General features: G+C 76.2%; 6 protein-coding genes. 2 read left to right on the forward strand and 4 right to left on the reverse strand.

Annotated elements, in window-relative coordinates; translation table 11 throughout:
• Positions 1-230: 230 nt before the first annotated feature.
• A complete protein-coding gene (locus tag RIF68_RS14015; protein ID WP_309051559.1) occupies positions 231-1,595 on the reverse strand; it encodes an NAD(P)/FAD-dependent oxidoreductase in 1,365 nt (454 codons plus the stop codon).
• 332 nt (positions 1,596-1,927) lie between these two features.
• Here RIF68_RS14015 and RIF68_RS14020 point away from each other — a divergent pair, with 332 nt between their 5' ends.
• A complete protein-coding gene (locus tag RIF68_RS14020; protein WP_309051560.1) occupies positions 1,928-2,764 on the forward strand; it encodes a helix-turn-helix domain-containing protein in 837 nt (278 codons plus the stop codon).
• A gap of 1,125 nt (positions 2,765-3,889) precedes the next feature.
• Positions 3,890-5,611: a sigma-70 family RNA polymerase sigma factor gene (locus tag RIF68_RS14025; RefSeq protein WP_375165697.1), complete on the forward strand. Its 1,722-nt coding sequence runs from the start codon at positions 3,890-3,892 to the stop codon at positions 5,609-5,611.
• Here the strand turns inward: RIF68_RS14025 and RIF68_RS14030 are convergent.
• The 3 genes from RIF68_RS14030 to RIF68_RS14040 all read right to left on the reverse strand — a co-directional run.
• Positions 5,598-9,293, reverse strand: a complete 3,696-nt coding sequence (locus RIF68_RS14030) for a BTAD domain-containing putative transcriptional regulator (protein ID WP_309051562.1) — start codon at positions 9,291-9,293, stop codon at positions 5,598-5,600. The two genes, RIF68_RS14025 and RIF68_RS14030, sit on opposite strands and share 14 nt — an antisense overlap.
• Positions 9,294-9,360: 67 nt before the next feature.
• Positions 9,361-9,969, reverse strand: a complete 609-nt coding sequence (locus tag RIF68_RS14035; protein ID WP_309051563.1) for a Uma2 family endonuclease — start codon at positions 9,967-9,969, stop codon at positions 9,361-9,363.
• Between the two features lie 112 nt (positions 9,970-10,081).
• Positions 10,082-10,912 (reverse strand): asparagine synthase-related protein (locus tag RIF68_RS14040; RefSeq protein ID WP_309051564.1); only part of this gene is annotated, 831 nt, incomplete at its 5' end.

The following is a 10,912-nucleotide window of genomic DNA, read 5'->3' on the forward strand; positions in this document are numbered from 1 at the left end:
CCTCGGCGGACTGCTGCGGCTGCTGACCGTACTCACCGCGGGCGGCGGGCACGGAGCGTTCGGTCCCCCGCGCCGCGCGGCGCTGCGTGCCGGGGAGCCGGGCGCTCCAACGGGTGAAGTTCACGGATCTGTATGCCTCGTGGTGTGGGTGCCGTGCGGAGTCACGCTGTGCAGGTGTGGATCCACCTATGGTCACACGTCCAGTGTGGAGGAGTGCACTGACAGTGATGTCAGGCCGACGGCTTGTCGCCGGGACCGGGCGGTGGAGAGGCGGCCAGTTCGAATTCGGCCCGGGGATGTTCCAGGGATCCGAGGGAGACGATTTCCCGTTTGAACAGGCCTGAGAGGGTCCATTCGGCCAGGACGCGGGCCTTCCGGTTGAAGGTGGGAACCCGGCTGAGGTGATAGGCGCGGTGCATCAGCCAGGCCGGGTACCCCTTGAGCTTGCGCCCGTAGACGTGCGCGACGCCCTTGTGGAGGCCGAGGGAGGCGACGGAGCCGGCGTACGCGTGCGCGTACTCCTTGAGCGGCTCCCCCCGCAGGGAGGCGGCGAGGTTCCCGGCGAGGACCCTCGCCTGGCGGACGGCGTGCTGCGCGTTGGGGGCGCAGGTCGTGCCGGGTTCGCGGGCGGTGACGTCGGGGACGGCGGCGGCGTCGCCGGCGGCCCAGGCGTGTTCGACTCCGTCGACGGTGAGCCGGGCGGTGCAGCGGATGCGGCCCCGCTCGTCGAGGGGCAGGTCGGTGGCGGCGAGGACGGGCGCGGGTTTCACCCCGGCGGTCCAGACGACGGTCCGGGTGGGCAGACGGGTGCCGTCGCTGAGGACGGCGACGCGGTTCTCGCAGGACTCGAGCCGGGTCCGCAGCCGTACGTCGACGTTCCGGCCGCGCAGCTCGCGCACGGCGTACCGGCCCATCTCCTCGCCGACCTCGGGGAGGATGCGGTCGGTGGCCTCGACGAGGACCCACTTCAGGTCCTCCGGTTTGACGTTGTGGTAGTAGCGGGCGGCGTAGCGGGTCATGTCCTCCAGCTCGGCGAGCGCCTCCACGCCCGCGTAGCCGCCGCCGACGAAGACGAAGGTGAGGGCGGCGTCGCGGAGCGCGGGGTCGCGGGTGGAGGAGGCGATGTCCATCTGCTCGAGGACGTGGTTGCGCAGGCCGATGGCCTCCTCCACGGTCTTGAAGCCGATGCCGTGGTCGGCGAGGCCGGGGACCGGGAGGGTGCGGGAGACGGATCCGGGGGCGATGACCAGCTCGTCGTAGCCGAGCCGGGTGTCGCCGGCGCCCTCCTCCTCGGTGGCGAGCGTGGAGAGGGTGGCGGTCCGGGCGGCGTGGTCGACGGAGTGGACCTCGCCGATCAGGACGCGGCAGCGGGGCAGCACCCGGCGCAGGGGGACGACGACGTGGCGCGGGGAGATCGATCCGGCCGCCGCCTCGGGCAGGAACGGCTGGTACGTCATGTACGGATCGGGGGTGACCACCACGATCTCGGCGGTACCGGCTCTGAGCTCGGCACCGAGCTGCCGCTGGAGGCGCAGCGCGGTGTACATGCCGACGTAGCCACCGCCGACCACGAGAATGCGCGCAGGTTCGGTCACTGTCCCATGACGCAACGCCGACCGGGGTTTGTCCACAGGCTCGACAGATTGTGTGACCGGAGGGGTACGGAGGCGCGGGGTGGCGCGCGCCCGGCTCGCGCGGAGAACCCCGCAGGTCAGGGTGGGGGTGGCGGCCGGTGAGCGGGGTCGGAATCGGGTGAGTTCCGGTCCTTGCTCCGATCGGGGGGCGGACCGTGCGGAACTCCCCCTTCTGAATTGACTCCGACTCAACTATGTTCGTACTTCATCGGGGTTCCGGAGCTGAGCGCGTGACCGCTGCGCTCGCGGGCCGGACCTCGTGTCAGGGCGGGGAGTCTCCGGGGGGAGACATCATGAGCGGGGGAACGCTTATGCACATGCAGGAAGCACGCTGGCAGAGCGTCGTCGGTACGGCCGGCGACGAGCAGGGTACGGCCGTCGCCGAGCTGCGCAACGGCAACGGCGCGGGCACCTCGCCGGTGTCCGGCGGCCGGTCCGCGCCGCTGCGGGTGGATGCCCAGCGGAATCTGGAGCACGTCCTGCGCGCGGCGCGCGAGGTGTTCGGCGAGCTGGGTTACGGGGCGCCGATGGAGGACGTGGCGCGGCGCGCCCGGGTCGGGGTGGGCACGGTCTACCGCCGCTTCCCCAGCAAGGACGTCCTGGTGCGGCGCATAGCCGAGGAGGAGACCTCCCGGCTGACGGAGCAGGCGCGGGCCGCGCTGGGCCAGGAGGACGAGCCGTGGTCGGCGCTCTCGCGGTTCCTGCGGACCTCGGTGGCCTCGGGCGCCGGGCGGCTGCTGCCGCCGCAGGTGCTGCGGGTCGGCGTGGACGAGAGTGTGGTGCCGGCCGTCGCCGGCGCGGACGCCGAGCCGGGGGCGGTCGCGGAGGACGGGGCGCGGGTGCCGTCCCAGCGCGCCGTCGTGGCCGAGCAGGCCGACGCGCGGGTGGTCGCGCCGCGCGCGGTGCCCGCGGACGAGCGGGACGACGCGGGCGCCGCGGAGCTGCTGGAGGTCGTCGGCCGGCTGGTCGAGCGGGCCCGGGCGGCGGGCGAGCTGCGCAAGGACGTGACCGTGGCCGATGTGCTCCTGGTGATAGCCACCGCCGCTCCGGCGCTGCCGGACGCGGCCCACCAGGCGGCGGCCTCGGCCCGTCTCCTCGACATCCTGCTCGAAGGACTGCGCTCCCGGTAGGGACGGGCCCCGGGAGGGCCTGCCCCACGGGGCGGTGCGAGCGGCGGAGCGCGTCTTTCCTGGTCCGGGCGGACCAACGAGCATGCCACGAACGTGTGAGCGGTCACGCCCGGACACCGGAAGTCGCCCCGGACGAGTGGTAAGTGGACGCGGCGCTTCGGCGTGCCCGCGCGCTGTGGCAGGCTTGGCCGATGTTCGGATCCGAGCGTGCTTACGGGGGCTTCCGCCATGAGCGGTGACAGTCGGGACGATCCACTGGGCAACGGCGGCGCCACGGAAGCCGGGGGCCTGCCCTCCGGACACGTACCGAGCCAGGGCGGCCCCTCGGGACTTCCCGCCGTTCCGGCACAGCCGACCGCGTCCGCCGGCAGCGGTTCGGCCCCGGCCGACGCGAGCGTGCCACCGCAGCGCGAGGGCACGGCGCCCGCCGGGAGCGAGGGCGCGAGGACGGGGACGGGGTCCACCGGAGCCCGGCCGGGATCCACGGGCTTTGGAGCTGCTGAGGCCCGTCAGGGACCCGCCGTTGCCGGAGGTGCTGAGGCCGGGGGCGTCGCGGGGGCGACTCCCGGGACGGCGCCGTCCGGGTGGGGCACGGGGGCCGCCGGCGCGGGGCCGGGCGGGAACACGGAGCCGGGCACCGCCGGCGCGTTCGCGGGAACCACGGAAGCCGGAACTCCCGGCGCGTACACCGGGGCCCCGGAAGCCGGGGCGGCCGGCGCGTACACGGGAGCCGCGAGGGACGGAGAGCCCGGCGCGTTCGCAGGGACCACGGAAGCCGGAGCCGCCGGCGCGTACACGGACATCGCGGGAACCGGAACTGCCGGTGCGTACACCGGGACTGCGGGAAGCGGAACTCCCGGTGCGTACACCGGGCCCACGGGAGCCGAGGTGGCCGGTGCGTACACCGAGGTCGCGGAAGCCGGAACTCCCGGTGCGTACACCGGACCCACGGGAGCCGAGGCGGCCGGCGCATACACCGGTGCCGCGGGGAACGGAGCCGCAGGTGTCCTCGCGGAGGGTGGGGAGGGGGCGGGGGGGCCGGGGGCCGGCGTCGAGGAGGGGTACGACTCCGTGCTGCCGCCGCCCCGGGAGCTGCCGCCGTCCGACGCCGACCTCGTCCAGCGCATGCGCGAGGGCGACGGCACCGCGTACGAGGAGCTGTTCCGCCGCCACTCCGAGGCCGTCCGGCGCTACGCCAGGACCTGCTGCCGGGACGCGCACACCGCCGACGACCTCACCGCCGAGGTCTTCGCCCGCACCCTCCAGGCGGTACGCGGCGGCGCCGGGCCCGAACAGGCCGTGCGCGCCTATCTGATGACCACGGTCCGCCGGGTCGCCGCCACCTGGGTCAGGTCGCAGAAGCGTGAGCACCTCGTCGACGACTTCGCCGTCTTCGCCGCCGAGGCCGCGCGCTCCTCCGAGGTCTCCGACCAGGACACGATGGACCTGGGCGCGGACGTGAAGGCGATGCACGAGGCCGAGCAGTCGCTCGCCATGCAGGCCTTCCGGTCCCTGCCCGAGCGCTGGCAGGCGGTCCTCTGGCACACCACCGTCGAGGAGGAGTCGCCCAGCGATGTCGCCCCGCTGTTCGGGCTGACCGCCAACGCCACCGCCGTCCTCGCCAGCCGCGCCCGCGAAGGGCTCAAGCAGGCCTACCTCCAGGCCCACGTCAGCCAGTCCCTCACCGCGGGCGGCGACTGCGCCCGATACGCGGACCGGCTCGGCGCCTACGCCCGCGGCGGTCTGCGGATGCGGGCCGAACGCGGACTGCGCAAGCACCTGGAGGAGTGTGCCAAGTGCCGGCTCGCCGCCGGTGAACTCGCGCACGTCAACGCCGGGATCCCCGCGCTCCTGCCGGTCGCCGTCATCGGCTGGTTCGCCGCCGGCTACTCGCTCAAGGCCGCCGGAGTCGTCGCGGGCGGCGCCGTCGGCGCGGCCGGTGCCGGGGCGGCGGCCGCGGCCAACGGCACCTCGGGCGGCGCTGCCGCCGGCGGGGCCGCCGCCGAGGGGCTCGGTGCGCCCGCGAAGGCCGGTATCGCCGCGGCCGTGGCCGTCGCCGCGGCGGCCGGCCTCGTCTGGGCGATGGCCGGGGACCCCGAGCCGGTGGCGGCACCCAAGCCCGCGCCGACGGTCACCACTCCCGTCGCGCCGCCCGCGCCGCCGCCCCCGTCGGTGAAGCCGAAACCGAAACCGGTGCCGCCGCCTCCGCTCGTACATGCCGAGGCGCCGGCCCCGCCCCCGACGCCGGCACCCACCCCGAAGCCGGCCTCCCCACCGCCCCCCACGCCCACGCCCACGCCGACACCCACGCCGACCCCTACGCCCACGCCCACGCCGACCCCGACACCGACACCCACGCCGACGCCGACACCCACGCCGGAGCAGCCTTCCCCGAAGCCGTCGCCACCGGCCGTCTACCAGGTCAGCGAGCTGCGGTACGCGACCTTCGGCGACGGTACGAAGCCCGAGGTGTCCCTCGCCGACAGCACCTGGATGTGGCAGCGCGGCGGGCTCTCGATCGGCGGCACCCCCTACGCGCACGGCGTCAGCGTCCAGGCGCCGTCCTCCCTGGTCATCCGGCTCAACCGGCAGTGCACCGGCTACGACGCGACGGTCGGCATCGACGATCTGAGTGCCCCGCTCGGGGTCGGCGGCGTCCGCTTCTCCGTGTACGGGGACGACGAACGGCTCTGGCGTTCCGACGTGGTCAGGCCCGGCGACCCGCCGCAGCCCGTGCACGTCGACCTCACCGGCCGCTCCACCCTCCGGCTCGTCGTGGAGGACCACACGCCCTTCGGCCGGGTCGCCGTCGCCGACTGGGCGATGTCCAGGATCAGCTGCGCCTGACCGTCCCCGCCGGCCCGGCGGGGACGGGGGAGTCGACGGATCCGACGGCCCGGGCGAACGGCTCGACCAGATCCAGGACGTCGTCCACGCCGAGTCCCGCCCCCGCCGCGCGGGCGGCCGTCACGGCGGAGACGCCCAGCCCTGCCCGGGCCCGGGCCGCCACGCGTTCGGCGTCCTGGAGCTCCGGGAACGATCGGGGCGTCCCCTGCCGCCAGTCGTCCACGGCGGCCAGGACCCGTACGGCGAGGGCGGCCTCACCCGCCTCCGCGAGGGCGACCGCGAGCCCGTCCCCCATGCCCGCCATGATGAAGTCCGCGCACCGCAGGTCCCGGGCGGAGCGCAGGGCCCGCACGGCCCTGGCGACGGCGCTGGCGCCCTTCCCCTCGTACGCCTCGACGCGCGCGGCGAGTCCGGTCATCACCGCCTCGAAGTGCGGCGGCGGCGTGCCGATCGCGAAGGTCCGGTCGGCCTCCTCCAGCTGGGCGCGGGCCTCGGTGACATCGCCCCGGTGGAGGGCCAGGGAGGCGCGGAGGAAGCAGATGTACGTCTGCGTGCCGCGCACGCGGTAGCGCTCGGCCTCGCGGGAGGCCTCGTCCAGGCCCGCCTCCGTGGCCTCCAGGTCACCGGCCCGGTACGCCAGTTCGGCCAGGCGGCCGAGGAGGAACGGGGCTTCGGCGTGGGCGCCGACCTCGCGGGCGAGGGCGAGCGCCTCCTCGTACGCCTCACCGGCCTCCGCGTGCCGGCCCCGCATCGTGTGGGCCTCGCCCGCCGCGCTGGCGATCTGGGCCGCCATCCAGCGGTCGCCGACGCGCCGTGCGATGTCGCGGAGCTCGACCAGGGCCTCGTCCACCCCGGGCAGGTCACCGGGCATGTCGATGACCATGTGCGTACGGAACATGAGGCTGACGCCGACCTCCCAGTCGCCGCCGTGGAGGCGGCAGTTGTCCACGGCGGTGTCGAGCAGGTCCTTCATCACGGCCGGTTCCTCGGTGAGGTACGCGGTGAACGGCCAGAGCAGACCGGGGAAGTGGGCGGCCTCCGGGCCCGGCCGGTCCTCGAACGCGGCCCGCACGCGGCGGACGAGTGCCTCCGTCCACCCCCGGTCCTCGAAGACGCCCGTCGAGTCCTCCGTCTCGACCGCGAGGAAGAACTGCAGCATGCGCAGGCGCATGCGCGGCCAGTGGCGCGGGTCGGCGGGGTCGTCCGGGTCGTCGCCGAGCGCCACCGCGCGGGCCACCCAGGCCTGGGCCTCGGCGCGGTAGTTGCGCAGCCACCAGAACCAGCCCATGGCGAAGACCAGGCGGAGCGCGGCCGCTTCGTCGGGGTCGGTGACGAGGGTGCGGTGGAGCGCGGCGCGGATGTTGTCGAGGTCCCGCTCGATCCGGTCGATCCACGGCAGCTGCTCGCGGGAGCGGAGCTTCGGCTCGGCCTCCTCGACGAGGGCGGTGACGTGGGCGGTGTGGGCGGCCTCGGCGGCGGCGCGGAGCTCCGGGGTCTCGGCGGCCCGCTCGGCCGCGTACTCGTGGATGGTCTCCAGGAGCCGGTAGCGCATCTCGCCCGCCTCGGTGGGGGTGGCGACGACCAGCGACTTGTCGACGAGCGCGCCGAGCGTGCCGGCCGCGTCCGGCGCCAGGGCCTCGGCGGCGGCCATGTCCCAGCCGCCGGCGAAGACGGACACCTGGCGGAGCAGGGCCCGCTCGTCCGGGTCGAGGAGGTCCCAGGACCAGTCCACGACCGCGCGGAGGGTCTGCTGGCGCGGCAGCACGGTGCGGGCTCCGGAGGTGAGCAGCCGGAACCGGTCGTCCAGGCGGTCGGCGATCTGCCGGGGCGTGAGGAGCCGGAGCCGGGCGGCGGCCAGTTCGATGGCGAGCGGCAGCCCGTCGAGCCGGCGGCAGATCTCGGCGACGGCCGCCGCCTCCCGGCCGGGGTCGAAGCAGGGGCGCACCGCGCGGGCCCGCTCGGCGAAGAGGCGGTGCGCCGGGTCGGGCGGGAGCGGTTCGACCGGGCGGACGGTCTCGCCGGGCACGCCGAGGGGTTCGCGGCTGGTGGCGAGGACACGGAGCCGGGGGCAGTGGGTGAGGAGCGTCTCGGCGAGCGCGGCGGCCGCGTCGATCACGTGCTCGCAGTTGTCGAGGACGAGGAGGAAGGGACGCGCGGAGAGGTGCTCGACGAGGTGGGCGGTCGGGTCGTTCTGGAGCGGCGCCGCGCCGTCCCGCCCTATGAGGCTGGTCTCGCGGAGCCGGAGCGCGGAGAGGACGGCGCCGGGGAGGGCGTCGGGGTCGTCGAGCGGCGCGAGTTCCGCGATCCAGGCATCGGCTCCCGCGGCCCGCCGCGCGGCCTCCTCCGCGAGCCGGGTCTTGCCCGACCCCCCGGGGCCGGTGAGCGTGACGAGCCGCGAGCCCGCCAGGTCCTCCCGCAGAGCCGCGAGGTCGGGCTCCCGCCCGACGAAGGAGGTGAGGCGCGGCCGGATGTTGCCGGTGGCGGGGTGGGGGATGTGCTCGAGGGCGGTGGCGGGCGGGGCGGCGGGGGCGGTGCGCGCCGGCGCTTCGGCAGGAGTCTGGGCCTGTGTGCCGGTGGTCTCCGCGGTCGCCGTCGCCGCCGCGCCGGTGGTCCGCTCCGGGGCGGGGGCCGGCGCCGCGCCGGTGGCGCCGAGGGCTGGGAAGGCGGCGGTCCCCCCGGCCGCCGGCGCCGCCTCGCCGGGGGGAGCCGGGGCCGGGGCCCGGGTGGGCGCGCCCTGGGCACCCCCGACGGCCCGGGGCGCCCGGATCTCCTGGGTCGCCTCCGGACCGGTGACGCTCTCCCGGTCCGCCGGGCCCCCCGCCACGGCGGTGACCGCGCCGGTGCCCTGATCCGGGCCGGGGGCCGGAGGGCGGGCCGGGGGCGGAGGCCCGGCGGCGGCCGGGATCGCCGGATCGGCGGCGGGGTGCCGGGGGAAGGCAGGGGCCGGCGTGCCGCGCCCCGCCCCCGCGCCTCCCGTCAGCAGTTCGTGGTGGAGGGCCGTCAGGGCCGGGCCGGGGTCCGTGCCGAGCGAGTCCGCGAGGGTGCGGCGGGCGGAGGCGAAGGCTGCGAGGGCGTCGGCGGGGCGGCCCTCGGCGCGCAGGGCGCGGATCAGCTGGGCGTGGAAGGCCTCGTCGTAGGGGTACGTGGCGGTGAGTTCGGTCAGCTCCGGTACGAGTCCGGGGGCGCCGCGCCGCAGGTCGGCCTCGACGCGCCGGCGCAGGGCGGCGAGCCGCTGGGCCTCGGGGCGCAGGCCCGCCGGACCGGGCAGGTCGGCGAGGGCGGGGCCGCGGAAGAGGGCGAGCGCGTCCCGGAACAGGGCTGCGGCGGCTTCCGGGTCCCCGGCGTCGAGCCGGGCCGCCGCCTCCGCGGCCCGGCGGCGGAAGACGTACAGGTCGATGTCCTCGGGCCGGGCGGCGAGACGGTAGCCGGGGCCGGGTACCGACAGGACGGCCCCCGGGCCGAGGGTCCGGCGCAGGCGGCCCGCGAGGGCCTGGAGGGCGGCGGGGGCGTCCCGTGGCGGTTCGTCGCCGTAGACGTCGTCCACGAGTTCGGTGAGGGAGGCGGGCCGGCCGCCGCGCAGCGCGAGTGCGGCGAGGAGGGCCCGGAGCCGGGCACCGCCGAGGCGGAGGGGGCTGCCGTCGGGGCCGAGGGCCTCGGTGGTGCCGAGGATGAGATACCGCACCGGGTCATTGTGGCCGGTGGGCGGGGCGGGCGCCTCGGGGTTTACCGGGAGCGGGGCCGTCCCGGGGTCACTCGGCCGGGGACCCGCGGAAGGCGGCGGAGTCCAGGGTGAAGCCGAGGGGCGCGGGGAGCGGGACCGCCGTCCCCAGCTTGTGGGCGGCCTTGTGGGCGTAGTCGTCGCCGACGGGTTCCGAGCAGACGACGGCCTCGTCCGCGGCGCGGTCGATGAGCAGGTAGACGGGGATGCCGGCGCGGGCGTAGGCGCGGATCTTCTGGAGGCGGTCGCGGCCGGCCGTGGCGGCGGAGGTGACCTCGGAGACGAGGAGCACGGGGTCGGGAGCGTGCCACGCCTGCTGGTCGTCGAAGCTGCCCCTGGGGGCGATGACGAGGTCGGGGATCACCCGCACCGGGTCGGTGGCGCCGGGGAGGGTGAGGCCGATGCCCGTGTACCGGCCAAGCCGCTTGTCATGATCACGGACCTGACCGGTCAGTTCCGACACGATCTCCTCGTGTTCGCCATTGGCCGGTGGTACCACGTAGATCTCCCCTTCGATCAGCTCCACGCGCCAGCCCTTGGGGGCGGCCGCACTGAACAGCTCGAAGGTCTCCCGCACACTCGCACCCTCACGGTCGGGCAGCTCCTCGGGGAACACGTCCTCCGGAACCGGCATCGCCATGACCGACCTCCTTCGCTCGGTGCGAGATTCTCAGCGTAGGGCCTCACCCGGGGCGGAAACGGGCGTCCTTCACCCGAACGAGCGTGCGGAACGTTTCGCCGGGCCTCCCCCTTCAGGCGGACAGCGAACGCGAGGCGGGGATCAGCGGACCCGGCACCGCGCGGGGCGGGCGGGGGGCCGTGGTGTCGGTCCAGCAGGAGCCGCGGCGGGCGAGGAGGCGGCGGAGCCACAGTTCGGTGGAGATCAGGTCGGCGAGGCCGTCGAGGGGGACGGGCGCGCCGTCGGCGGCGGAGCGCAGCGCCTCGCGGACCACGCGGGCCTCGATCAGGCCGGCGTCGGCGAGGAGCGGGGCCTCGAAGAGGGCCAGGAGCTGGGGCAGCGCCGCGCGCAGTCCGGCGCGGGCGGCGGCGGCCGGGACGGCCGGGTGGGGTGTGCCCCAGCCGGGCGGGAGGTCGTGGATGCCCGCCCCGGCGAGGACGGTGCGCAGGATTCCGGCCCGGGCGTCCGGCTGCACGCGCAGCGATTCGGGGAGGCCGCGGCAGGCCCGTACGACCTGGTTGTCGAGGAAGGGGGCGTGCAGGCGCTGACCGCGGATCTCCGCCGCCTGTTCGAGGACCCGGTGGTCGGTGGCGGCACGGGCCAGGGCGGCACGCGCGCGTGCCTCGCCGGGGCGCTGGACGGAGGTGGGCAGGGTCGCCGCCCGGTGCAGGCGAACCGATACTTCGGCGAGGGCCTCCCCCGTCAGCCAGCGCGCCGCGGGCCCGGGCCGCGACCAGGCCAGGGCGGACAGCGAGGCCTCCAGGGGGCCGAAGTCGCCGGGGGCGGCGCGGTTGGCCTCCAGGACCCGGCGGGCGGCCGTCTCCAGTCCGGTCCGGTAGGGCGTACGGGCCAGGCGTCGCGCCGCGCGGTAGACGGTGAGCGGCACCAGGAGCGCGCCCGCCGA

It is taken from the genome of Streptomyces sp., from assembly GCF_031178505.1.
In the GTDB taxonomy this organism is placed as follows: Bacteria; Actinomycetota; Actinomycetes; order Streptomycetales; family Streptomycetaceae; genus Streptomyces; species Streptomyces gulbargensis.

Excerpts from the sequence above, each read along its gene's own strand:
- RIF68_RS14035 (WP_309051563.1), bottom strand. The coding sequence starts at position 9,969 with ATGGCGATGCCGGTTCCGGAGGACGTGTTCCCCGAGGAGCTGCCCGAC.
- RIF68_RS14020 (WP_309051560.1), top strand. The coding sequence starts at position 1,928 with ATGAGCGGGGGAACGCTTATGCACATGCAGGAAGCACGCTGGCAGAGC.
- RIF68_RS14025 (WP_375165697.1), top strand. The coding sequence starts at position 3,890 with ATGCGCGAGGGCGACGGCACCGCGTACGAGGAGCTGTTCCGCCGCCAC.